This is a genomic window from Pseudomonas sp. FSL W7-0098 (assembly GCF_005930585.1).
GTDB lineage: Bacteria > Pseudomonadota > Gammaproteobacteria > Pseudomonadales > Pseudomonadaceae > Aquipseudomonas > Aquipseudomonas bubulae.
This window is the reverse complement of sequence record NZ_RXHW01000006.1, coordinates 149,253-170,823: the sequence shown is the minus strand read 5'-3', so window position 1 is coordinate 170,823 and position 21,571 is coordinate 149,253. Positions and strand designations below refer to the sequence as shown.

Annotated in this window: 25 protein-coding genes; 15 read left to right on the top strand and 10 right to left on the bottom strand. The window is 58.4% G+C overall.

Annotated features, from left to right (window positions below; all coding sequences use genetic code 11):
- Positions 1-2: 2 nt before the first annotated feature.
- Entirely contained in the window at positions 3-1,226 is a 1,224-nt protein-coding gene (locus tag FHL07_RS13285; protein WP_138738583.1) for an MFS transporter, read from the bottom strand.
- Positions 1,227-1,335: 109 nt separating this feature from the next.
- Here FHL07_RS13285 and FHL07_RS13280 point away from each other — a divergent pair, with 109 nt between their 5' ends.
- Positions 1,336-2,220 (top strand): LysR family transcriptional regulator, encoded by an 885-nt coding sequence (locus FHL07_RS13280; RefSeq protein WP_095031474.1) that lies wholly within the window; start codon positions 1,336-1,338, stop codon positions 2,218-2,220.
- 40 nt (positions 2,221-2,260) lie between these two features.
- On the opposite strand, the gene FHL07_RS13275 is transcribed toward FHL07_RS13280, so the two are convergent.
- The 3 genes from FHL07_RS13275 to yaaA are packed head-to-tail and all read right to left on the bottom strand — an operon-like array spanning position 2,261 to position 4,396.
- Positions 2,261-3,085 (bottom strand): SDR family oxidoreductase, encoded by an 825-nt coding sequence (locus FHL07_RS13275; RefSeq protein ID WP_095001203.1) that lies wholly within the window; start codon positions 3,083-3,085, stop codon positions 2,261-2,263.
- Between the two features lie 10 nt (positions 3,086-3,095).
- Positions 3,096-3,560, bottom strand: a complete 465-nt coding sequence (locus tag FHL07_RS13270; RefSeq protein WP_095001204.1) for a multidrug transporter — start codon at positions 3,558-3,560, stop codon at positions 3,096-3,098.
- 56 nt (positions 3,561-3,616) lie between these two features.
- Positions 3,617-4,396, bottom strand: a complete 780-nt coding sequence (yaaA, locus tag FHL07_RS13265; RefSeq protein WP_095001205.1) for a peroxide stress protein YaaA — start codon at positions 4,394-4,396, stop codon at positions 3,617-3,619.
- Positions 4,397-4,539: 143 nt separating this feature from the next.
- On the opposite strand from yaaA, the gene FHL07_RS13260 reads away from it, so the two are divergent.
- The gene (locus FHL07_RS13260; protein ID WP_095024909.1) at positions 4,540-5,667 is read left to right on the top strand and encodes a polysaccharide deacetylase family protein; all 1,128 of its coding nucleotides are present in this window, start codon (positions 4,540-4,542) and stop codon (positions 5,665-5,667) included.
- A gap of 47 nt (positions 5,668-5,714) precedes the next feature.
- Here FHL07_RS13260 and FHL07_RS13255 read toward each other — a convergent pair whose 3' ends face one another.
- On the bottom strand, positions 5,715-6,035 hold the full coding sequence (locus FHL07_RS13255) for a hypothetical protein (RefSeq protein ID WP_095018213.1): 321 nt from the start codon (positions 6,033-6,035) through the stop codon (positions 5,715-5,717).
- 565 nt (positions 6,036-6,600) lie between these two features.
- Between FHL07_RS13255 and FHL07_RS13250 the strand changes: the two genes are divergently transcribed.
- Both FHL07_RS13250 and FHL07_RS13245 read left to right on the top strand, forming a co-directional pair.
- Entirely contained in the window at positions 6,601-7,995 is a 1,395-nt protein-coding gene (locus FHL07_RS13250; RefSeq protein ID WP_095001208.1) for a PhoH family protein, read from the top strand.
- A gap of 183 nt (positions 7,996-8,178) precedes the next feature.
- Positions 8,179-9,090, top strand: coding sequence for a LysR substrate-binding domain-containing protein (locus FHL07_RS13245; RefSeq protein ID WP_095001209.1), 912 nt, complete (start codon positions 8,179-8,181; stop codon positions 9,088-9,090).
- Here FHL07_RS13245 and FHL07_RS13240 read toward each other — a convergent pair.
- Positions 9,079-9,525 carry a DMT family transporter gene (locus FHL07_RS13240; RefSeq protein WP_095001210.1) on the bottom strand — a complete coding sequence of 149 codons (447 nt, stop codon included), beginning with the start codon at positions 9,523-9,525 and terminating at the stop codon, positions 9,079-9,081. The genes FHL07_RS13245 and FHL07_RS13240 overlap by 12 nt on opposite strands.
- A gap of 145 nt (positions 9,526-9,670) precedes the next feature.
- Here FHL07_RS13240 and moaC point away from each other — a divergent pair, with 145 nt between their 5' ends.
- Genes moaC through moaE form a run of 3 tightly spaced genes read left to right on the top strand, consistent with a single transcriptional unit; the run spans position 9,671 to position 10,838 of the window.
- On the top strand, positions 9,671-10,144 hold the full coding sequence (gene moaC / locus FHL07_RS13235; RefSeq protein WP_095001211.1) for a cyclic pyranopterin monophosphate synthase MoaC: 474 nt from the start codon (positions 9,671-9,673) through the stop codon (positions 10,142-10,144).
- A complete protein-coding gene (locus tag FHL07_RS13230; RefSeq protein ID WP_095001212.1) occupies positions 10,141-10,386 on the top strand; it encodes a MoaD/ThiS family protein in 246 nt (81 codons plus the stop codon). The genes moaC and FHL07_RS13230 overlap by 4 nt, the downstream gene beginning before the upstream one ends.
- Positions 10,387-10,388: 2 nt before the next feature.
- On the top strand, positions 10,389-10,838 hold the full coding sequence (moaE, locus tag FHL07_RS13225; protein WP_095001213.1) for a molybdopterin synthase catalytic subunit MoaE: 450 nt from the start codon (positions 10,389-10,391) through the stop codon (positions 10,836-10,838).
- Between the two features lie 117 nt (positions 10,839-10,955).
- Here moaE and rhlB read toward each other — a convergent pair whose 3' ends face one another.
- Together rhlB and FHL07_RS13215 are read right to left on the bottom strand one after the other, a co-directional pair.
- The gene (gene rhlB / locus FHL07_RS13220; RefSeq protein ID WP_138738582.1) at positions 10,956-12,452 is read right to left on the bottom strand and encodes an ATP-dependent RNA helicase RhlB; all 1,497 of its coding nucleotides are present in this window, start codon (positions 12,450-12,452) and stop codon (positions 10,956-10,958) included.
- A gap of 86 nt (positions 12,453-12,538) precedes the next feature.
- On the bottom strand, positions 12,539-13,195 hold the full coding sequence (locus FHL07_RS13215) for an alpha/beta hydrolase (protein WP_095001215.1): 657 nt from the start codon (positions 13,193-13,195) through the stop codon (positions 12,539-12,541).
- Between the two features lie 406 nt (positions 13,196-13,601).
- Between FHL07_RS13215 and FHL07_RS13205 the strand changes: the two genes are divergently transcribed.
- The 4 genes from FHL07_RS13205 to FHL07_RS13190 all read left to right on the top strand — a co-directional run bounded on the left by FHL07_RS13205 (position 13,602) and on the right by FHL07_RS13190 (position 17,765).
- A complete protein-coding gene (locus FHL07_RS13205; RefSeq protein WP_095001216.1) occupies positions 13,602-14,633 on the top strand; it encodes an amino acid ABC transporter substrate-binding protein in 1,032 nt (343 codons plus the stop codon).
- A gap of 65 nt (positions 14,634-14,698) precedes the next feature.
- A complete protein-coding gene (locus FHL07_RS13200) occupies positions 14,699-15,880 on the top strand; it encodes an amino acid ABC transporter permease (RefSeq protein WP_095001217.1) in 1,182 nt (393 codons plus the stop codon).
- A 10-nt stretch (positions 15,881-15,890) separates the two neighbouring features.
- On the top strand, positions 15,891-16,988 hold the full coding sequence (locus FHL07_RS13195) for an amino acid ABC transporter permease (protein ID WP_095001218.1): 1,098 nt from the start codon (positions 15,891-15,893) through the stop codon (positions 16,986-16,988).
- A gap of 12 nt (positions 16,989-17,000) precedes the next feature.
- Positions 17,001-17,765, top strand: a complete 765-nt coding sequence (locus FHL07_RS13190; RefSeq protein WP_095001219.1) for an amino acid ABC transporter ATP-binding protein — start codon at positions 17,001-17,003, stop codon at positions 17,763-17,765.
- 67 nt (positions 17,766-17,832) lie between these two features.
- On the opposite strand, the gene FHL07_RS13185 is transcribed toward FHL07_RS13190, so the two are convergent.
- A complete protein-coding gene (locus FHL07_RS13185) occupies positions 17,833-18,303 on the bottom strand; it encodes a type II toxin-antitoxin system MqsA family antitoxin (protein ID WP_138738581.1) in 471 nt (156 codons plus the stop codon).
- The gene (locus tag FHL07_RS13180) at positions 18,300-18,611 is read right to left on the bottom strand and encodes a type II toxin-antitoxin system MqsR family toxin (RefSeq protein ID WP_095001221.1); all 312 of its coding nucleotides are present in this window, start codon (positions 18,609-18,611) and stop codon (positions 18,300-18,302) included. Before FHL07_RS13180 ends, FHL07_RS13185 begins: the two co-directional genes overlap by 4 nt.
- A 165-nt stretch (positions 18,612-18,776) precedes the next feature.
- Here FHL07_RS13180 and FHL07_RS13175 point away from each other — a divergent pair, with 165 nt between their 5' ends.
- The 4 genes from FHL07_RS13175 to FHL07_RS13160 all read left to right on the top strand — a co-directional run bounded on the left by FHL07_RS13175 (position 18,777) and on the right by FHL07_RS13160 (position 21,548).
- Positions 18,777-19,436, top strand: a complete 660-nt coding sequence (locus tag FHL07_RS13175; RefSeq protein ID WP_095001222.1) for a FadR/GntR family transcriptional regulator — start codon at positions 18,777-18,779, stop codon at positions 19,434-19,436.
- Positions 19,426-20,745, top strand: coding sequence for an MFS transporter (locus FHL07_RS13170; RefSeq protein ID WP_095001223.1), 1,320 nt, complete (start codon positions 19,426-19,428; stop codon positions 20,743-20,745). Before FHL07_RS13175 ends, FHL07_RS13170 begins: the two co-directional genes overlap by 11 nt.
- Positions 20,746-20,811: 66 nt before the next feature.
- The gene (locus tag FHL07_RS13165; protein WP_138738580.1) at positions 20,812-21,282 is read left to right on the top strand and encodes a nuclear transport factor 2 family protein; all 471 of its coding nucleotides are present in this window, start codon (positions 20,812-20,814) and stop codon (positions 21,280-21,282) included.
- Entirely contained in the window at positions 21,279-21,548 is a 270-nt protein-coding gene (locus FHL07_RS13160; RefSeq protein WP_095001393.1) for a GIY-YIG nuclease family protein, read from the top strand. The genes FHL07_RS13165 and FHL07_RS13160 overlap by 4 nt, the downstream gene beginning before the upstream one ends.
- The last annotated feature ends 23 nt before the right edge of the window (positions 21,549-21,571 follow it).

The following is a 21,571-nucleotide window of genomic DNA, read 5'->3' as shown; positions in this document are numbered from 1 at the left end:
GGTCAGGGTGCGAGCAAGGCCAGCACGCGGGATGTATCAAGGCGTAGAACGGGAACCAGCGGCACCAGCGTCAATGCACCCCCGATGGCAAAGCATAGGGCAAAGGCGTGGGACGTCGAGGTGATTGCGGTCAATGTACCGAACAGGGCCATCATCAAGGCCGGGCCGAGCAGGAAGCTCAATTGGCGGTTGAGGTTCCACAGTGCACTGGCGTGGCCCATGTGTTCGGGTGCGATATCGATAAAGGCTGTGTTTTGTGCGCTGCTGCTGCACAGGCTGCCACCAAAGCCCATCACGGCGTACAGCGCCATGGGCAAGCCGATGCTGGAACTATCGATTTGGGGCAGTAACGCAATACCCGCGGCTTGTGCGCTCATGCCCAGCAGTAGCAAGGGTTTGGGGCCAAGGCGGTTGAACTGGTAGCGGCTCAGGGTGATGCCCAGCGCTGAAGCCAGAGCCCAGGGCAGCATCAGCATGCCGGTTTGCGTGGCGCTAAAACCCAGCTGGTGCAGGTACAAGATACTCACCAGTTGCGTGCCGATGAAAATGCCGGGGATAAACAGGTAGGTCAGCATTGCCACTTGCAGCAACGGGCTTTTGAACAGGCGGCCCATATTGGCTGCGCCAGCTCGAATGCGCCTGTAAGTCATGGGCAATACGGGCTGCGCAGGCGGGTCGGGTTGCAGCCAGCAGACTGCCAGCAGCAGGGTAAGCAAGGTCAGTGGTAGATTGGCATAAAACACCCAGCGCCAAGTGAGCGCTTCGACCATCCAGCCGCCCAGTGCTGGCGACAGTGCGGGCACTAGCAGCGCCACCAGCAAAATCACTGAGGTCAGTCGGGCCCGGTCGCGGATCGGGAAGTGCCGATAGGCCATAGCCTGACCGACCGGAATCAACAGCCCGCCCCCCAGCCCCTGCAGCAGGCGGTAGCCGATCAGAGCTTCAATTGAGGTCGCTTGGGCGACACACAACGACGCCACGCTGAATAATGTCAGTGAAAGCACGATCAGGCGTTTCTCACCAAACAGTTGGGTTAGCCATACGCTGGGCACAATGACCAGGATCAGGCCAAGCATGTAGGCATTGCCAATCCACGCCAGTTGTGTGACCGAGGCATGCAGCTGCTGGCTGATATCCGGGTAGGCGATCGAGGCTGCGAACATATTCACCAGATCCAGGGCAAATCCCAGCAGATACACCAGCGCGACTTTATTGCGGTAAGCCATGGGTGGCTCCTGTTCAGTAGAGCGCACAGTAAGCAGCTTTGGCTTATGGAGGAACCGTCCGTCTGCTGCTAGATTGTCAAAATTATTTTGACAATTGGCAGGTTTCTCTATGGTCAGCCTCGACCGGTTCGACACCTTCAAGGCCGTGGTCGAAGCTGGCTCCCTTACCGCCGCGGCTGATTTACTGGGGCAAACCCGTGCGGTGGTCAGCTTCAATATCAAGCGTCTAGAGGCTGAGCTGGGCGTGACCCTGCTAACGCGCAACACCCGACGGTTGGCCCTGACTGAGGCGGGTGAGCGCTTTTACCAGCGCTGCCTGAGCATGCTGGAAGAGGCCCGGCTGGCGATTGACGAAGCGCGCAGCGAACACACCGAACTCAAGGGCACGCTGCGCATCACCACCACCGTTGAATATGCCCTGGCCAAGGTGGTGCCGGCGCTGGAGCTCTTCAGTGCCTTGCACCCTGACCTCAACGTCCAGCTGTCGACCTCATCGACCCATGCGGATCTGATCTCCGAGCGTTTTGACGTGGCCTTGCGACTGGGTCGCGTGCTCGACTCCAGCCATCGTGCCGTGCAGTTGTGCACCTTCGGCATTCTGCCGGTGGCCTCGCCGGCGTTCGTTACCAGCGTGGTGCCGATAGACAGCGTGCACGCGCTTGAGCAAACGCCGTGGCTGGAGCATGGCCGGGTTGGGGAGTTGACTATTACCGAGGTGAGCAGCGGTGTGGTCCGTCCTTACCAGCCCAACCCCTGCAAGGCGCGCATCAGGGCGGACAATTCATCGGTGTTGCAGGCGTTTGCCCTGACCGGGCAAGGCGTGGCGATCCTGCCCGACTGGCTGATCGAGGAGGATTTGCGCACGGGGCGGCTGGTACATCTGCTGCCCGAATGGCAACTGAGCCGCCAGGGGGTGTACGCGCTCTACCCCGATACACGGCATTTGCCGCTGAAGGTGCGGGTGTTTATCGATTTTATGAAGGCGTATGCATAGGCCAGTGCTATCACCCGTAGCAGCTGCTACATAATGAGTGTCAGGCACGGGTATTGAGGCCGAACCGCTTCATCAGGATTTTTTCCAGTAGGGCAGCGGGCACCAGCGCGGCCAGCAGCGGCAAGGCGCGGCTGCCATTACCGTAACGCAGCAACATCGGTGGCTTGGGTTTCATGACGGCCTTGAATACTGCGTCGGCAAAAGCTGTGGCCGGGGTGGGATTGTCTTGTGAGGCCCTGGCCCTGGCGCGAATACCGTCGCGCATGGGCCACCAGGCGGAGCTCTCGGCAATCAACTGCTCGGCCTGGGCGCTGGCATTTTTCGCGAAGCTGGTATCAATGGCCCCGGGCTGCACTTCCAGCACGCCAATGGCAAAAGGCGCCAGCTCCATGCGCAGGGCATCACTCAAGGCATGTACTGCAGCTTTAGAGGCACAGTAGGCGCCGGCAAACGGGGTGACCAGTACCCCGGAAACACTGCCGATATTGACCACCAGGCCCTTGTTGCGGCGCAGCGCCGGGAACAGCGCGCGGGTAACGCCCACAATGGAAAATACATTGGTTTCAAATTGCTGCTGCAAGCCCTCGACGCCGCCATCGAGCAGGGGGCCCATAGCGCCGAAACCTGCATTGTTTATCAGCACGTCCAGCCCGCCGCCTGCCTGCTCCAGGCGCTCGGCCAATTGCTCCAACCCCTGCGGATCATTGACGTCCAGTTGCACAGCGGCAAACCCCGCCGCAGCCAATAGTGCTACATCCCCAGGCTTGCGGGCGCAGGCCCAGACATCATGCCCCGCCACCTTGAAAGCATCGGCCAGGGCGCGGCCAATACCGCTGGAACAACCGGTGATCAAAACACGCAGCATGGGAACATCCTTAATTGGAAAAACTGCCTTGCAGGCGTTCTGCCCGAAACTCGAGGGTTTGCGGGCGATAACCCGTGCGCAGCGGCGGCATCGGCAAGCAGTCCTGCCAGCTTGCCCCTGCTTGCAATTCGCCGGGGCCGCGGTAGCGCGGGGCGGTGTAAAGGTTGTCGGCAAGATTGACGGTGTCGCCCGGTGCATAGGCGGCAATGCGCCAGCCAAGTTCGACCAGTGGTACGTCATTGCTGTTTTTCAGGGTCAGTTGCAGCGGTCGGTCTGCCGGGCATTGGGCAGGGTCATAGACGATGCGCAGTTCCAGACGTGCCAGTTGTGCCGCCTCACGGCTGTCCAGCCACGCCACCGAGGCTGCAACTATCGCCAGCCCCAGTACGGCAGCCAGTGAGACCGGCAAGGCCTTGGCCGGGTAGCGCAACAACAGGACAAGCCAGGTGATGATCAGTAAAACGCCGATAAACATGGCTGGGCCTCTTGCAGGGAATACCTATAACTTACCAGCATGAGGCATGCAGCGGGTCACTGCGGGGCGTGGTCGCGCAAAAACACCAGCAAATCCGGCTTGGACTGCTCGGCGCTGAAGCGATAACCCTGCTCATCAAACTGCTTGAGGTGCTCAGGGTTGTCGATGCGCTCCTTGATCACAAACCGGCTCATCATGCCTCGGGCTTTTTTCGCATAGAAACTGATGATTTTATGCTGGCCGTTTTTCAGGTCCTTGAACTCGGTATTGATGATGCGGGCGTTCAATGCCGACTTTTTTACCGCCGAGAAGTATTCGTTGGATGCCAGATTGAGCAGTACGTCATCGCCTTGTTCGGCCAGGGCCTGGTTGAGCCATTCGCTGATGTGCGTGCCCCAGAACGCGTACAGGTCCTTGCCCCGTGCGTTGGCCAGTTTGGTGCCCATTTCCAGGCGATACGGCATCATCAGGTCCAGCGGACGCAGCAGGCCGTAGAGCCCCGAGAGCATGCGCAGGTGGCTTTGCGCATAGTCGAAGTCGGCCTCGCTGAAGTCCACGGCATTGAGGCCGGTGTAGACATCGCCCTTGAATGCCAGCAGTGCCTGCTTGGCATTGGCGGGGGTAAAGGCGGGCGTCCAGCTGCCAAAGCGCGCCGCGTTGAGGCCCGACAGCTTGTCGGATAAATGCATCAGCTCGCCAATCTGTTGCGGGCTCAGTTCGCGCAATTGTTCGATCAATTCCTGGGAATGGTCCAGGTACTGGGGCTGGGTGAAACGTGCTGTGGCGGGCGGCGTTTCATAATCGAGGGTTTTAGCGGGTGAAATCACCATCAGCATGGGGTTGTCTCCTTTTAGCGTCGGGGGATTCTAGGCGTTGGCGCAGTTTGACTCCACCTATGAACGCGATAGATCCCCCAACGCCTGCGGGGTCGGGCACTGGTCGGGTTATAGTGCAGTCAGTTTTTACAGGGGGTTGATCAGTGCGCATTGCTCTTTTCTTGTGGGTCTGGCTGGTGTGTGCCGGGGCGGTGGCGGCACCTGTCGAGCCCGCGACGCTGGATCGCAGCACATGGCCCGAACAATTGACCAGCCCGGCCTTGTTCGATGTTGCCTCGCGTGCCGAAATACTCGCTTTTGCCCATGCCTTGATGGTCAGCGAAGCGCTGGATGAAAGCGCCCTGAAACAGCGGTTGGGTCTGAAAATAATCAATGTTGAGGCAATAGATGCTCTGCGCCAGCGGATGTGGCAGCGGTTACTGACCAACTACAACCTGGCGCAGCAAAGTTGCGATCAGGATGCTTCGTTCTGCTATTACGTCGATGACATGGACAGTCTGCGTGAGCAGGCGGGCAAGTTCGCGATCGCCGATGACTCGTTTTATGTGGCCTGGGCCGAGCCCGGCCGTGAGTTTCACCAGCGCTACCTGGATGAGCAATTACGCATGGCGGCGCTGCTCCCGCAAATCAGCAGTGAAATCGCTCTGTTGGGCGACCAGGAAGTCAACGGCGAGACGATGCACGACCGGCTGTTTTTGTTGACCTTCGACAGCGGCCCCACGCAATTGCCGGGCACTACTGACTGGCTGACCGGGTACCTGCGCAAGCAATCCATCAGCGGGATTTTTTTCGTGCTGGGTAACAGCTTGCAGGTGCGTCTCGACAAGGAGGGCGCGCTGGCCTTGCAGGCACTCTACAAGGGACAGTGTGTGGGTGTGCAGGGCTGGGAGTACCGTTCCCACAGTCACTGGAAAGACTGGCAGGACTCTATTGCGCGTAGCGCCGCCCTGGTCAATCAGGTTGTGCCGCAGCGCTACGTGCCTCTGTTTCGCCCGCCCTACGGGCAGCGCCGGGCCGACAGCGGCGGTTTTTTTGAGGCTCAGGGCATGCGGGTGGCCTTGTGGGGCATCGATGCCCAGGACTTGGCGACGAGCTTGAACGGCGAGCAGTCAGCCCATCGAGTATTGACCCTGATGCTGCTTTGGCGGCATGGGGTGATTGCGTTTCATGACACCCAGGACAAGGTGCGTACGGCATTACCCTGGCTGATGAACGCTACCTCACAAAGTGGATTGGGCTGGGACAGTTGTGAAGCGCTCGGTGAGCGCTAGACCATTCCTCCTGGCCCGCCGGCTTCGACGGGCCAGGAAACACGGCGTTACAGCAGGCGCAGTGCCAGATGGCTGCCTGCGCGCAGGTATTCAACCTGGGCGGTGATTGCATCCTTGACGATGGCTTCACCGGTATCGGTCAGCTTGGCGTTCTTGGCATCGATTACTGCCAGTTGCAGCAATTGCATGGCGACATCCATGGCCTTTTGAAAAGCGGTCGTATTGTTGTGATGGCCAAAGTGCTCAATGATCCTTTCCATTCTTTCATCAGCATTGTCGCGCAGCTGTTCGTACTCGGTAAACGAAACGCTGCCGTCCTTGTAAATATCGAGCAGCAATTGTTCCAGTGTTTTGGAGATGGGAGTCATACAGTCATCCTTTCGCAGTAACGCGGTCGCGGTATTTATTCGTCACCTGAAGAGGGGTGCGTCAGTACCGTGACCTCGTGCATTAATGAAGGTGTTGCGCGGAGTTGAATCAGAAAATCACCACGGAAGTGACGGTTAGCGGACTCAGTACCAGCTGCAGCTTAATGCGGGCGAAAAGATGCTGGCGCAGGGTTTGTCCTGGATCTATGTAGGAATTAACTGGCTTTAATGAAGGGGTGTCGAATTCAGGTTTGAGCGCTGCTCACTGCCGCGACAGAGGAAGAATAGGTTGATTGCAGCGTTTTTTAATATCGGTAGATCTATTAGCTTAGTTGCGGTCCCGGAATGCGCCAAGGGTTGTTCGTCATTCAAAAAATAAAGTGCTGGAATGTGAAAAAACATTTTTTTTGTCACACATTTAGGAGTATTACGAAGACAGACGGCCGAAACCTGCGAAACAGGTGGCGTCTTCCAGGACGCCATCGGGCAGGGCATACGGCAGTCACTTCGAGGCGCAGCACTGTTGCGGTATTGCGTCGAATGGCTCCCACAAAGGTGACCGAGTATGGATGATCACGGACGCACTCCTTCTTCCAACCAGCCAATCCTTTATGTACTCGATACCAATGTTCTGATTCACGATCCAAACGCAATGCTTAACTTCGAGGAACACCACGTCGCGATCCCGATGACGGTGCTCGAAGAGCTCGACAAGCTCAAAACCGGCAAATTACTGGTGGCAGCCGAGTGCCGTCAGGCCATTCGCCTCATTGACCAGTTGCTGGGGGTTGCCACCCCCGATGACGTCGAAAAAGGTGTGCCGATCCAGCGCGGCAAAGGCGCACCTAAGGGCTTCCTGTCGATCATGATGAGCAAGCGCCGCGAGCCCAACGCGTTGCTGCCCGAAAACCTCAACGACAACATCATCATCAACCAGTTGATCGACTTGCACGCCCGTGAGCCGCAATTGCGCGTGGTGCTGGTCACCAAAGACATCAACATGCGCCTGAAGGCCCGGGCTTGCGGGATCGAGTCCGAGGATTACAGTACCGACCAGCTGGTTGACGACGTGTCGATGCTCTCGCGCGGCTATCACACCATGACCGGTTCGTTCTGGGACCGCGTCAACAAGGTCGAAACCCGCCAGGGGCATGGCCGTACCTGGCATCAGGTGCAAATGAACGAAAACCTGCCGGCGGTGCATATCAATGAATTCATCATTGATGAGCAGGGCTTTGTCGGCTGGATCAAGGAGGTGCGCAAGGATCAGTTGCTGATCCTCGACATGCATCAGGAACCTCTGCTGCACCAGGAAGCCTGGGGCCTCAAACCGCGGGATATTTACCAGGGGCTGGCGCTGTTTGCTTTGCTCGACCCGGACATTCACCTGGTCAACCTGTCGGGTGCGGCGGGATCGGGCAAGACCATCCTTGCGCTGGCGGCAGCGATTGAACAAACCATGGTCAGCAAACGCTACCGGCGGATTATCTGTACCCGCAGCGTGCAGGGCCTGGACCAGGAAATCGGCTTCTTGCCGGGCACCGAAGCCGAAAAAATGGAGCCTTGGCTGGGTGCCATTACTGACAACCTCGAAGCTCTGCACATGGATGATGAAAATACCCACGGCAGCGTCGACTACATTCTGAGCAAGGTGCCGTTGCAGTTCAAATCCCTGAACTACATCCGCGGTCGCAGTTTCCAGCAGAGCCTGATCCTGATCGATGAGTGCCAGAACCTGACACCGCACCAGATGAAAACCATCATTACCCGTGCCGGTGCCGGTTCCAAAGTGGTATGCCTGGGTAACCTGGCACAGATCGATACCCCCTACCTGTCGGCCACCAGTTCGGGGCTGACCTACCTGACGGAGCGTTTCAAAGACTTCCCCAACGGTGTGCATATAGCCCTGCAAGGGGTGCCTCGCTCGATTCTGGCGGAATACGCCGAGTCACATTTGTAACTGCCTGAAGGTGGGAGCGGGCTTGCTCGCGATGAAGATGACGCGGTATCCCAGATACACCGCGCCACTTTCATCGCGAGCAAGCCCGCTCCCACTGGCGTTTTGGCTTCATGTAAGCTGACGGCGGTTGCGCGCATGGATCATGCAGCGTTGCCCTGGAGTTGGCCAAGACAGGAGCGTCAGGTGTTACTGCGTAATATCGATTTGAATCTGCTGGTGGTGCTCGATGCGCTGCTCACGGAAAAACACGTAACCCGCACCGGTGTTCGTTTGCATTTGAGCCAGCCCGCCATCAGCCACTCACTGAACAAACTCAGGGTGCTGCTTGATGACCCGTTGCTGATCCGTCAGGGCAACGAGGTGGTGCTGAGCGTGATGGCGCAAAATCTCCAGGCGCCGCTCAAGGCCATCCTGGGACAGGTCGAAACGCTGCTCGGCCAGTCCATCGACTTTGTGCCGGCAGAATCACAGCGTACCTTTCGCCTGGCCATGTCCGATTACGGCGCGACCATCGTGTTGCCAAAACTGCTGGTGCTGCTGCGCGAGCAAGCACCGGACACTTCGCTGGTGATCATCCAGGACAGCCGCCTGGGCATGCTGGAGCAGATCGAGCAGGGCAAGATCGATCTGGCCGTTGGGGTTTTCCCCACGATGCCAGCAGATATCTGCAGCGATGTATTGTTTGAAGAAACCTTTACCTGCCTGCTCAATCGTCGTTCGCTCCCGGACAATGGCGTGCTCGATCTGGACAGCTATCTGGCGCGCCCGCACCTGCTGGTGTCGACGGATGGCAATACCCAGGGTGAGGTCGATAACGTGTTGCACGCCCGGGGGTTGCAGCGCCGGGTTGCGGTCAATGTGCCGCACTGGGGCACGGCACCGGGGATGATTACCGACACCGACCTGATTCTTACTGTGGCCACCCGTACCCTGGACAATCTGTCATTCGGCGACAACCTGGTGGCACTGCCGCCTCCCATGACGATAGCGCCGTTCAACTATGTGCAGGTCTGGCATCAGCGTTTCAACGAAGACCCGGCTCATCGCTGGCTGCGGGATCTGGTCAGGCAAGTGAGTGCGCCTTCAGCCGCGTGAAGCGATGACAAAACCTGCCAGCACCACGCTGACCCCGAGCAGTTTTTGCAGGCTGGGGGTGTTTCTTGGCAAACCCAGCAAGCCGAAGTAATCGATCAGCAGTGAACTGATCAACTGGCCCACCACCACCGCCATGATGAAGTTCAGCGCCCCCAGGCGCGGCACGCTGATCAGCGCCACGGTGATGTAAAACACCCCGGCCAGCCCGCCGAGCCAGATCCACCAGGGGCCGGTGAGCAGGGCCGCGAGATTGGGGCGGGGCACTTTGACAATCAGCATTACCAGCGCAATCGCCAGGCCGCTGATCAGTAATGAGATCACGGTGGCCCAAAAGGGATGGCCCAGCACCACGCCCAATCGAGCGTTACTGCCCGCTTGCAGGGGCACCGCAGCACCCGCCAGCAGGCTCAGGGCAATGGCAATAAAAAGTGGCATAGGTATGACTCCAAAGTTTCGACCTTTGTACGGCGATTGCCTGCGGGCGGCCAATTCCATGTTCTGATGCGCGGTATTCGCGGGGTCGATGGCCTTAAGCTGACCCTCGGGTTTACAATCGATACTCCTCTCTGGAGTACCCCCTGTGCTGACTCACTTAGATTCCCAAGGCCGCGCCAACATGGTCGATGTCACCGACAAAGCGGTGACCTCCCGTGAGGCTGTGGCACAAGCGGTGGTGCGCATGCGCCCTGAAACCCTGGACATGATCATCAGTGGCGGTCACCCCAAGGGTGATGTGTTTGCCGTGGCGCGGATTGCCGGGATCCAGGCAGCGAAGAAAACCTCGGACCTGATCCCTTTGTGCCATCCGTTGATGCTCACCAGCGTCAAGGTTGAGCTCAGTGCCCAAGGCAGCGACGCGGTATTGATCGTGGCGCGCTGCAAGCTGTCCGGGCAGACCGGCGTCGAAATGGAAGCCCTGACCGCCGCCAGCGTTGCAGCCCTGACTATTTACGACATGTGCAAGGCGGTCGATCGCGGCATGACCATCGAAGGTGTGCGCGTACTGGAAAAGCTCGGCGGCAAGAGCGGGCACTTTCAGGCGGATGCGTCATGAAGCTCAAAGTGGTTTTCTTTGCCCGCTATCGCGAGGTTCTGGGGCTGGATAGTGAGGCAGTGGAGGGCGGGTTCGTCTCCATTGAGCAGTTGCGCGCGCACCTGACGCAACGCGGTGGTGCCTGGCAGGTGCTGGCCGAGCCCAACCTGATGTGTGCGCGCAATGAAGAGCTGTGCAAGCTCGCCGAACCCCTGGCGGACGGCGACGAAGTGGCATTTTTTCCGCCCGTGACCGGAGGCTGAACATGGCGATTCGGGTGCAAGCGGCGGCCTTTGATCCTGGCGCTGAAGTCAATGCACTGCATGCCGCGAATCTGGGCGTGGGCGCAGTGGTGAGTTTTGTCGGTTATGTGCGCGACTTCAATGACGGCCGTGACGTGGCGGGGATGTTCCTGGAGCATTATCCGGGCATGACCGAGAAAGCCCTGGGCAAAATTATTGATGAAGCTGCGCAGCGCTGGCCGCTGCTCAAGCTTGAAGTGCTGCACCGTATTGGCCTGCTGGAGCCGGGAGAGCCGATTGTGTTTGTTGGCGTAGCCAGTGCTCACCGTCAGGCCGCTTTCGATGCCTGCAGTTTTGTGATGGATTATCTGAAAACCCGCGCCCCGTTCTGGAAAAAAGAACAGACCCCCTCAGGCCCGCGATGGGTGGAGGGGCGGGTGAGCGATGAGGTGGCGGCGCAGCGCTGGAAGTAATCAAGTCCTGTAGCCGCTGCCGCAGGCTGCGATAAGGGCCGCAGGCCCTTCAAAAAGCGGGGCCGCTTCGCAGCCCATCGCAGCCTGGTGCCTCGGCAGCGGCTACAGATTTGCGTATCAGGCCGTTGCAGTCGGGTCCTGCGGCTTGCGCACAGCGCGTACGACAGGGCGCAGCAGCTCGGCTGGCGGCGTTTCGCAGCTGATTTTACGACCTAGCAGGGCTTCGATCGACGGCAACTGGTACGAGTCGTCTTCACCGGCAAAACTGATCGATACACCGCTGGCGCCAGCACGGCCGGTACGGCCAATACGGTGTACATAGTCGTCCGGCACTTCAGGCAGGGTGAAGTTGATCACGTGGCTGATGCCATCAATGTGGATGCCACGACCTGCAACGTCGGTAGCTACCAGCACGCGGATCTTGCCTTCGCGGAAGCCTTCCAGGGTCTTGATACGTTTGTGCTGCGGTACATCCCCCGACAGTTGCGCCGCGTTGATACCGTCACGTACCAGGCGCTCTTCGATGCGGCGCACTTCGTCCTTGCGGTTGGCAAATACGATCACCCGTTCCCAGCCATTGTCGTTGACCAGGTTGAACAACAGCTTGTACTTGTCGGCACCGGCGACGGCATAGACGTGCTGCTCAACCATGTCACTGGCGACGTTGACCGCTTCGATCTCGACGATGGCAGGGTCTGTGGTCCATTGCTTGGCCAGGTTCATCACGTCCTCGGTAAAGGTCGCGGAGAACAGCAGCGTCTGACGTTCGGCTTTTGGTGGCGTTTGACGAATGATCTGGCGTACTTGCGGGATGAAGCCCATGTCCAGCATGCGGTCGGCTTCGTCGAGCACCATCACTTCGACCATGTCCAGATGCACTTCGCCGCGCTGGTTGAAGTCCAGCAGACGGCCCGGTGTGGCCACCAGAATGTCGCAATGGCGGGCTTCAAGCTGCTTGAGTTGCTTGTCGAAGTCCATGCCGCCCACGAATGTCATGACATTGAGGTCGGTGTACTTGGTCAGGTCGGCCGCGTCCTTGGCGATCTGCACCACCAGCTCACGGGTCGGCGCGATGATCAGAGCGCGTGGTTCGCCCATGTAACGCTCTTTTGGCGGCGGCGTCTGGGTCAACTGGCTAATGATCGAGATCAGGAACGCAGCCGTCTTGCCCGTACCGGTCTGGGCACGGCCAATGACGTCACGCCCGCTCAGGGTATAGCCCAGTACGCCTGCCTGGATCGGCGTGCAGTACGGAAAACCAAGGTCCTGGATGGCGTGCATCAGCTCGGGGGCGAGCTTGAAATCGTGAAAGCGGACTTTGCCTTCTTGTGGCTCGACGGCGAAGTCTTCGAGTTTCCAGGGAATGACCGGTGGCTTGGGGGCCGCCTCACGCCGTGGCTTGGCAATTTTGGGTTTTTCGATACGCGGTTGTTCAGCAGCGGATTGTGCGTCGGGAGTGTTCACCGGCTCAGGGGCTGGAACAGGAGCAGAACGGCCAGGTTGTTGCGCGTCGGTTCGCGCTCTGGCGTTGCCTGGAGGTGTAACGGAAGCTGGCGCGAGCGGCTCAGCCTCGCTTTTACCGAATATTTTTTTAAGTGCTTTGAGCACGGTCATCTCATCAGTTGGTTAAGGAGTATACGCCGGGCAGTGTAATGCAAGTCGGGCGCTCGGCGTGTAGTGAACGACGGGATGTTTCGGTTTTAGCTCAGATGTTTCGTCAGCCAGGTACCGATATCGCTTATTTCCTCTGGTAACACTTCATGGCCCATTGGGTACTCCTGCCATGTAACGGACACACCTGCGGCTTTCAAATGCTCATAAGCCGTACGGCCCATAGCGTTTTGGACTACATCATCGTACTGCCCGTGCAGGCACAAAGCCGGGATTCGCTGCTGGCTGGCCGACAATGGCAGGCCTTCGTTGAAGGTTGGCGCATAGGTTGAAAGGGCAATAACGCCACCCAGTGGGCCCTGCCATTTCAAATAAGCGGTATGGAAAACCACGGCGCCACCTTGTGAAAACCCGGCCAGAAAAATCCGGCTGGCGTCGATACCGCTCTGGCGCTGGGCTTCGATCAAGGCAATGACCATGTCGGCCGACTCTTCGAGCTCTTCTTCACTGATCGAGCGGGCAGGACTCATGGCCTTGATGTCGTACCAGCTAGGCATGGCATAGCCGCCATTGATGGTCACGGCGCGGGTTGGAGCCTGCGGCAATACAAAGCGCGTGGTCAGCAACGACTGTTGCAGGATCTCAGCCACCGGCATGAAGTCATAACGGTCGGCACCCAGACCGTGGAGCCAGATAACACAGGCGTCTGCGGTTTTTTGAGGCTGGATGATCAGGGGTTGGGTCATGGCTGCTCCATCGTTGTGCATGTGCGCAAATCGGGTGCGCTACAAGTGTGCTTGATCGACTAAGGATTACAGAATATGTCGCGTGCTTGAACGTTTTTTCCTGCATTACCTACTGAACTTACTTAGGGGCCAAGAGTGGTACGCGCCTTGCTATGTGGACAGTGGCGTGAATGCGCCCCCTTTGGACGGTAACACTAACAGGGGGGGCTGCAAAAATCCCGAGGTTGGAGTTAGACAAGGAATTCAACAGCTCAAGTGAGCGCTTCAGTTTGACGGTTCGTGCGATGCACCCATCGCTCAAGGCTTATGCCGCTTGACCCAATAAAAAGCCAACATGGGTCAACAGTGCCTCACAAGGGGGCGGCGGGCCTTGTTCAAACACAAAAAAGCAGCACTGGAGGTTTGAATGAAGCAATTGAAATCCACCCTGGCTTTGGCCACAGCAGCCATCGTGTTACTCAGTGCCAGCGGTTTTGCCCACGCAGGCGCGACCCTGGACAGTGTCAAGAAGAAAGGTTTTGTGCAATGTGGCGTGAGTGACGGTTTACCGGGCTTTTCGGTACCGGATAAAGACGGCAAGATCATGGGGATCGATGCGGATGTCTGTCGTGCAGTGGCCGCCGCAGTGTTTGGCGATGCTACCAAGGTCAAGTTCAGCCAGTTGAACGCCAAGGAGCGTTTCACCGCGCTGCAATCGGGCGAAGTCGATGTGTTGTCGCGCAATACCACCTGGACCAGTTCCCGTGATGCGGGCATGGGCATGGTGTTCGCGGGCGTGACCTATTACGACGGCGTCGGCTTTTTGGTCAACAACAAGCTGGGGGTAAAAAGTGCCAAGGAACTGGACGGTGCAACCATCTGTATCCAGGCCGGCACGACTACCGAGCTGAATGTGTCGGATTACTTCCGCGCCAATAACCTCAAGTACACCCCGATCACCTTCGACACCTCTGATGAAAGCGCCAAGTCTCTGGAAAGCGGCCGTTGCGACGTGTTGACCTCCGACAAGTCCCAGTTGTACGCACAGCGTAGCAAGCTGGCCAACCCGAGCGACTATGTCGTATTGCCTGAAACCATCTCCAAGGAGCCTCTGGGGCCTGTCGTGCGCAAGGGCGACGAAGACTGGTTCAGCATTGTGAAGTGGACCCTGTTCGCCATGCTCAATGCTGAAGAAGCCGGCATCACCTCGAAAAACGTTGTGGCTGAAGCCAAATCCACCAAAAACCCGGATGTCGCCCGCTTGCTGGGTGCTGACGGCGAATACGGCAAAGACCTGAAACTGCCAAAAGACTGGGTGGTGCAGATTGTCAGCCAGGTGGGTAACTACGGTGAAGTCTTCGAGAAAAACCTCGGTAAAAACACGCCTCTGGCCATCGACCGCGGGCTGAACGCTCTGTGGAATAACGGCGGCATTCAATACGCACCCCCTGTGCGCTGATAGCCCTTTCATCCGGCAGGCCAACTGCCGGGTGATGTTGTCTGATCCATTGTTAGGGGCACTTCATGCAAATTAAAGTCGGCGCACCCAAGCCCAGGCTCAGCCTCGGCGATCCACGTGTGCGTGCGTGGTTATTTCAGATCGTCACCGTCGCGCTGGTGGTCTTTATGGGCTGGTATCTGTTCAACAATACCCAGACCAACCTGCAACATCGCGGCATTACTTCGGGTTTTGACTTTCTGGAGCGCAGTGCCGGGTTTGGCATTGCGCAGCATTTGATTGATTACACCGAGTCCGACAGTTATGCGCGGGTCTTTCTGATCGGGTTGCTCAACACCTTGCTGGTGTCCGTGATCGGTATCGTCCTGGCGACGATCCTGGGGTTTATCATCGGCGTGGCACGCCTGTCGTCGAACTGGATGATCAGCAAGCTGGCAACGGTGTATGTGGAGATCTTTCGCAATATCCCGCCATTGCTGCAAATCCTGTTCTGGTACTTCGCGGTCTTCCTGACCATGCCAGGGCCACGCAACAGCCATAACTTTGCCAACACCTTCTATATGAGCAGCCGTGGCCTGAACATGCCGGCCGCGGTGGGTACGGATGCCTTCTGGCCGTTTGTGGCCAGTGTGGTGCTGGCTATCGTGGCCGTGGTGCTGATGGTCCGTCGGGCCAACAAGCGCTTTGAAGACACCGGCGAGCCATTTCACAAGTTCTGGGTCGGGCTGTTCTTGCTGCTGGCGATTCCTGGCCTTTGCGTGTTGCTGTTCGGTACCCCGGTGCACTGGGAGATGCCACAGCTCAAGGGCTTCAACTTTGTCGGTGGCTGGGTGCTGATCCCGGAACTGTTGGCGCTGACCATTGCGTTGACGGTGTACACCGCGGCTTTTATTGCCGAAATCGTACGGTCGGGGATCAAGTCCGTCAGTCACGGTCAGACCGAAGCCGCCCGCTCGCTGGGGCTGCGCCCGGGGCCGACGCTGCGCAAGGTAATCATCCCGCAAGCGCTGCGGGTGATCATTCCGCCTTTGACCAGCCAATACCTGAACCTGGTGAAAAACTCGTCGCTGGCGGCGGGCATCGGTTATCCGGAAATGGTTTCACTGTTTGCCGGCACGGTCCTCAACCAGACCGGGCAAGCGATTGAAGTCATTGCCATCACCATGAGCGTGTACCTGGCCATCAGCATCAGCATTTCGCTGCTGATGAATTGGTACAACACGCGCATTGCGCTGATCGAGCGATGAGGACTGGACTATGACGACTCATGTTTTCAAACCCGACATGCCGCCGCCGGGCAACCGCATCGGTATTGTCGCCTGGGCGCGGGCCAATCTGTTTTCCAGCTGGCTCAACACCTTGCTGACCCTGTTTGCCTTTTATCTGGTCTGGCTGATCGTGCCGCCGCTGCTGAGCTGGACGGTTTTCGATGCCAATTGGGTCGGCAGCACGCAAGCTGATTGCACCAAAGAGGGCGCTTGCTGGGTGTTTATCCAGCAGCGTTTTGGCCAGTTTATGTATGGCTATTACCCGACCGGGCTGCGTTGGCGGGTTGACCTGACGGTATGGCTGGCCGTGGTGGGTGCGGCGCCGTTGTTTATCTCGCGCTTCAAGCACAAGGCTATCTACGGGCTGGGCTTTTTGGTGGTGTACCCCATCCTGGCGTTTACCTTGCTCCACGGCGGCTATCTGGGCCTGACTAACGTGGCTACCAGCCAGTGGGGCGGCCTGATGCTCACGCTGGTGATTGCCACGGTAGGTATTGCCGGCGCCTTGCCACTGGGGATTTTGCTGGCCCTGGGCCGCCGCTCGGACATGCCGGCCATTCGCGTGGTGTGCGTGACTTTTATCGAGTTTTGGCGCGGCGTTCCGCTGATTACCGTGCTGTTTATGTCTTCGGTGATGCTGCCGCTGTTTCTGCCCGAGGGCATGAACTTCGACAAATTACTGCGGGCCTTGATCGGCGTAATCCTGTTTCAGTCGGCTTATGTGGCGGAAGTGGTGCGTGGCGGTCTGCAAGCCATCCCCAAGGGTCAGTACGAGGCGGCTGCGGCCATGGGCCTGGGCTACTGGCGCAGCATGGGCCTGGTGATTTTGCCGCAAGCCCTGAAGCTGGTGATCCCCGGCATCGTCAACACCTTTATTGCCCTGTTCAAGGACACCAGCCTGGTGATCATCATCGGTCTGTTCGACCTGCTCAATAGCGTCAAACAAGCCGCCGCCGACCCGAAATGGCTGGGTATGGCCACTGAAGGCTATGTGTTTGCCGCCCTGGTGTTCTGGATTTTCTGTTTTGGTATGTCCCGCTACTCCATGCATCTGGAGCACAAGCTGGACACTGGCCACAAGCGTTAGGAGTATTGCAAGATGAGTGAAACAATCAAAAAGCCAGCAAGCTCTGAAGGCATTATTCAGATGCTGGGCGTCAACAAGTGGTACGGCCAGTTCCATGTGCTAAAGGACATCAACCTCAACGTCCAGCCGGGCGAGCGTATCGTCTTGTGCGGGCCTTCGGGCTCCGGCAAGTCAACCACCATCCGTTGCCTCAATCGCCTCGAAGAGCACCAGCAGGGACGCATCGTGGTCGACGGTGTAGAGCTGACCAACGACATCAAGCAAATCGAGACGGTGCGGCGTGAAGTGGGCATGGTGTTCCAGCACTTCAACCTGTTCCCGCACCTGACCATTCTGCAGAACTGCACGCTGGCGCCGATGTGGGTGCGCAAGATGCCCCGGCGTCAGGCCGAAGAAATTGCCATGCATTATCTGGAAAGGGTGCGTATTCCGGAGCAGGCGCACAAGTTCCCGGGGCAGTTGTCGGGTGGTCAGCAGCAACGTGTGGCAATTGCCCGGGCGCTGTGCATGAAGCCCAAGATCATGCTGTTTGACGAACCGACTTCAGCACTTGACCCGGAGATGGTTAAAGAGGTGCTGGACACCATGATCGGCCTGGCGGAAGACGGCATGACGATGCTCTGCGTAACCCACGAAATGGGCTTTGCGCGCACCGTGGCCAACCGGGTGATCTTTATGGACAAGGGCGAAATCGTGGAGGAGGCCGCCCCGAATGACTTCTTCGACAACCCGCAAAATGACCGGACCAAACTGTTCCTGAATCAGATTTTGCATTGATCGGGACTTGTAGCCGCTGATGATCGCAGCCTCGCTGCGCTCGTCAGCGGCTACAAAACCAAAGGTGTCAGTTTTCGCGCTGCTGCTGTTTTTGCACCAGCAGCGCATTGATGTCTGCACACTCGTTGATGGCTTGTAATTCGCGGACCAGTTCGGGGTGGCGATCGAGCAGTCGCATCAACACAAACAAGGGTTTAGGTGGCTCCACCTCGGCCCGTTCATAACGACTGAACGCATTGTGGCCGCCCCCCGACAGCAACTGCACGGCATTTTTTTGGGTGAAGTGAAGCTTGCGGCGGATACGCTTCATTTCTTCCGCCATAACCCGTTTGGCATCTTCTACCAGTTCGTCGCCAGCCTGGGCATATAGCTCTGCGCTGGGTGCATCAAATTCGATCTCGGCGCACTCGGTGCATTCGTGCCCGTCCAGGCCGTGCACCACCCGGTTCAATTGCTTGAAGTTCACATTGAAGCTGCGGCCCTTGAACGCTTGCATGGCATTGGCGGCGCCGCAGGCGCAGCAGTCATTTTTGCTCATGATGTTTTCTCCTTGAAAGCGATGACCGGCGGCCCTCCGCAGGGGCGATACGTCACCTTGATAGAGATGGCCAAACCGTAGGCCTGTGCGTGATATACGTCCTGCCAGACCTTGTGGTCGGCGTGGGTCGACATCGATTTGTACAGCGCACTGCGCTCCAACGAGGTAATGACCCTCTGCATTTGTGCGAGGACCAGGCCCATGCTTCGTCCACCATCCAATGCGCTTTTGGTAAAGGCGACAGCGCCAAGCCGTTGTACATCGGCTTGAATGCACTGGAGGTTGTAGTGAGGTGTTTTCTTTTCCATAAGAGGCAGCCTCGATGCAATCAAAAGTACCCTTAAAGGGTTTTTTGTTCAAGGGTGAACAAGGTTTTTTAGGGGGCTTTTAATCTGTAGTTGATTGCTCGTATGGAGGTGTCTGAGTAACATGTCGGAAAATTCATCCTATGATTGGATGAAAAGGCGAATTAAATGACAGACGCTTCTCCCATCATCAAACGCTCGCTGGTCGACCAGGCTCTGGAGCAACTGCGTGCGCGAATAAACAACGGTACCTGGGAGGTGGGTCAGCGTTTGCCAACCGAGCCCGAGCTGGCTACGCAATTGAACATCAGTCGTAACACTGTGCGTGAAGCCATGCGCGTGCTGGCATTTGCCGGGCTGATAGAGATTCGCCAGGGCGATGGCAGCTACTTGCGCAGCCGTGTCGACCCGATGGACACGCTGCGCGCGCTGTCATCCTGCTCTCTGGAGCAGGGCCGGGAGATGCGTCACATCATTGAGGTTGAAGCCGCTGGCCTGGCCGCCCTGCGCCGCACGGACGAGGACTTGCGCCTGCTGCATCAGGCGCTGGACGCCAGTGGCCAGCACTATCACGGTGAACTCGATACCTATATTTGCTGTGACCTGGTGTTTCACCAACGACTGATTGATGCCGCCCACAACCCGGCCCTGAGCGAGCTCTACCGCTTTACCTCAAGCGTCTTGACCAATCATTTGCGCAAGACCATGGACGTCCATCCGCGTCGTCAAGTGGTGTTCGACCTGCACGTTGATTTACTGGAAGCCGTAGAACAACAAAACCCGCAACGGGCCATGGCGCTGTGCCGGACGTTGATCAATGAACCTTGAGCCGGAGCACGCCATGAGCCACCCTTCGTCAATTTCCAATGCCAGCGTCGAGCCCGTTCGTCATCTCGATGAGCTGGAAGAATTGCTGATCGACGCTGAAATTGACGACGAGCAGGTTCAGCACACTGCGCCTGTTGTCTTGCGTCCGTGGTTATTGCTCCTGGGGCTGGTGCTGGTGGCCTTGAACCTGCGCCCCGCGCTGTCGAGCATGGCGCCGTTACTGGGTGAGGTGTCTGACAGACTGGGCTTGTCTGCGGCGCAGGCTGGCCTGTTGACCACGTTGCCCGTGCTGTGCCTGGGGCTGTTCGCGCCCCTGGCGCCAATCCTGGCGCGGCGATTTGGTACCGAGCGGGTAGTGCTGGGGATTTTGCTGACGCTGGGCGGCGGGATCGTTCTGCGCAGTTGCCTGGGCGAAGTGGGGCTGTTTGCCGGGAGCATTCTGGCGGGGGCCAGTATCGGCGTCATCGGTGTGTTGTTGCCGGGCATCATCAAGCGTGATTTCGCCGGGCATGCCGGAACCATGACCGGTGTTTACACCATGGCCCTGTGCCTGGGTGCGGCACTGGCGGCGGGGGCCACGGTGCCCCTTAGCGAGTCACTGGGGCAGAGCTGGGCAATGGGGCTTGGCTTCTGGGCCTTGCCCGCATTGCTTGCGGTTGTTTTCTGGCTGCCACAGGTGGGCAAGCGTCAGGGCACGCACAACGTTGCTTACCGCGTGCGTGGCTTGTTGCGTGACCCGTTGGCCTGGCAAGTGACGCTCTATATGGGGCTGCAATCCTCGTTGTCCTACATTGTTTTTGGCTGGTTGCCGTCAATCCTGATTGGTCGCGGCCTGACGCCTACCCAGGCGGGGCTGGTGATGTCCGGCTCGGTTATCGTGCAATTGATCACGGCGCTGACGGCACCGTGGCTGGCCACGCGGGGTAAAGACCAGCGGCTGGCAATCGTGCTGGTTATGGGCATGACCCTGGCCGGGCTGTTTGGTTGCCTTTATGCGCCTATCGATGGCTTGTGGGGCTGGGCGATTGTGCTGGGCCTGGGGCAGGGCGGTACATTCAGCCTGGCCTTGACCATGATCGTGCTGCGCTCGCGCGATGCCCATGTCGCCGCCAATCTGTCGGGCATGGCCCAGGGCATTGGTTACACCGTGGCATCGATGGGGCCGCTGGCGGTGGGCGTGGTGCATGAAGTGACGGGTGGCTGGAGTGCCGTGGGCTGGATATTTGCAGTCATCGGTCTGGGGGCCATCGTCGCCGGTCTTGGCGCCGGCCGTTCACTGTATGTGAATGTACAAAGCGAGAAAGTCTGAGGCCCATAGTGTTTCTGTTCATGGCAGATTATCGTGCTCTGATTCCAGACCTGTACGGACCCTGCCATGAGCCAAGACCACCAAGCATTGATCACTCGTTTCTACCAGGCCTTCCAGCGGCTTGATGCCGAGGCAATGGCTGACTGTTACACCACTGACGTGGTGTTCAGCGACCCTGTGTTTGGCGAGCTGCGTGGCCACAATGCCGCTGACATGTGGCGCATGCTGACCTCGCGGGCCAAGGATTTCAGCCTCACCTTCGATCAGGTTCAGGCTGACGGCCAGCATGGCAGCGCGCACTGGGTGGCGACCTATGTGTTTGGCCAGACCGGCGCCACGGTGGTCAATGATATCCAGGCGCGCTTTGTGTTTCGTGACGGCAAGATCTGCGAGCATCACGATCACTTCGATCTGTGGCGCTGGTCGCGTCAGGCACTGGGCACCAAGGGCCTGTTGCTGGGGTGGACACCGCTGGTACAGAACGCCATTCGGGCGCAGGCCAAAAAAGGGCTCAAGGCCTTTCAGGGCAGCCGCTGAAAGTGGTCGAGAAACCCTGGTTTGTGTACCTTGTGCGGGCCGCTAATGGCTCTTTGTATTGCGGTATCAGCGATGACCCGGTGCGCCGTTTTGCCAAGCATCAAACGGGCAAGGGCGCGCGTTTTTTTGCTTCAAGCCCGGCAGTGGCGCTGGTGTATGTCGAATCCTGGCCGGACAAGGGTGAGGCGTTGCGCCAGGAGCGATTGATCAAGAAGCTCAGGAAGAGTGCCAAAGAGTGTCTGGTGCAAAGTCAGAAGCTGGAGTGATTTTCCTGTGGGAGCGGGCTTGC

Bases quoted from the DNA above. Each gene is read 5' to 3' on its own strand.
- FHL07_RS13250 (WP_095001208.1), top strand. From the start codon at position 6,601: ATGGATGATCACGGACGCACTCCTTCTTCCAACCAGCCAATCCTTTAT.
- yaaA (WP_095001205.1), bottom strand. From the start codon at position 4,396: ATGCTGATGGTGATTTCACCCGCTAAAACCCTCGATTATGAAACGCCG.
- FHL07_RS13240 (WP_095001210.1), bottom strand. From the start codon at position 9,525: ATGCCACTTTTTATTGCCATTGCCCTGAGCCTGCTGGCGGGTGCTGCG.
- FHL07_RS13165 (WP_138738580.1), top strand. From the start codon at position 20,812: ATGAGCCAAGACCACCAAGCATTGATCACTCGTTTCTACCAGGCCTTC.
- FHL07_RS13270 (WP_095001204.1), bottom strand. From the start codon at position 3,560: ATGTTTATCGGCGTTTTACTGATCATCACCTGGCTTGTCCTGTTGTTG.
- FHL07_RS13215 (WP_095001215.1), bottom strand. From the start codon at position 13,195: ATGACCCAACCCCTGATCATCCAGCCTCAAAAAACCGCAGACGCCTGT.
- FHL07_RS13175 (WP_095001222.1), top strand. From the start codon at position 18,777: ATGACAGACGCTTCTCCCATCATCAAACGCTCGCTGGTCGACCAGGCT.
- FHL07_RS13180 (WP_095001221.1), bottom strand. From the start codon at position 18,611: ATGGAAAAGAAAACACCTCACTACAACCTCCAGTGCATTCAAGCCGAT.
- FHL07_RS13230 (WP_095001212.1), top strand. From the start codon at position 10,141: ATGAAGCTCAAAGTGGTTTTCTTTGCCCGCTATCGCGAGGTTCTGGGG.
- FHL07_RS13205 (WP_095001216.1), top strand. From the start codon at position 13,602: ATGAAGCAATTGAAATCCACCCTGGCTTTGGCCACAGCAGCCATCGTG.
- moaE (WP_095001213.1), top strand. From the start codon at position 10,389: ATGGCGATTCGGGTGCAAGCGGCGGCCTTTGATCCTGGCGCTGAAGTC.
- FHL07_RS13185 (WP_138738581.1), bottom strand. From the start codon at position 18,303: ATGAGCAAAAATGACTGCTGCGCCTGCGGCGCCGCCAATGCCATGCAA.
- FHL07_RS13285 (WP_138738583.1), bottom strand. From the start codon at position 1,226: ATGGCTTACCGCAATAAAGTCGCGCTGGTGTATCTGCTGGGATTTGCC.
- FHL07_RS13195 (WP_095001218.1), top strand. From the start codon at position 15,891: ATGACGACTCATGTTTTCAAACCCGACATGCCGCCGCCGGGCAACCGC.
- FHL07_RS13190 (WP_095001219.1), top strand. From the start codon at position 17,001: ATGAGTGAAACAATCAAAAAGCCAGCAAGCTCTGAAGGCATTATTCAG.
- rhlB (WP_138738582.1), bottom strand. From the start codon at position 12,452: ATGACCGTGCTCAAAGCACTTAAAAAAATATTCGGTAAAAGCGAGGCT.
- FHL07_RS13255 (WP_095018213.1), bottom strand. From the start codon at position 6,035: ATGACTCCCATCTCCAAAACACTGGAACAATTGCTGCTCGATATTTAC.
- FHL07_RS13200 (WP_095001217.1), top strand. From the start codon at position 14,699: ATGCAAATTAAAGTCGGCGCACCCAAGCCCAGGCTCAGCCTCGGCGAT.
- FHL07_RS13280 (WP_095031474.1), top strand. From the start codon at position 1,336: ATGGTCAGCCTCGACCGGTTCGACACCTTCAAGGCCGTGGTCGAAGCT.
- FHL07_RS13275 (WP_095001203.1), bottom strand. From the start codon at position 3,085: ATGCTGCGTGTTTTGATCACCGGTTGTTCCAGCGGTATTGGCCGCGCC.
- FHL07_RS13170 (WP_095001223.1), top strand. From the start codon at position 19,426: ATGAACCTTGAGCCGGAGCACGCCATGAGCCACCCTTCGTCAATTTCC.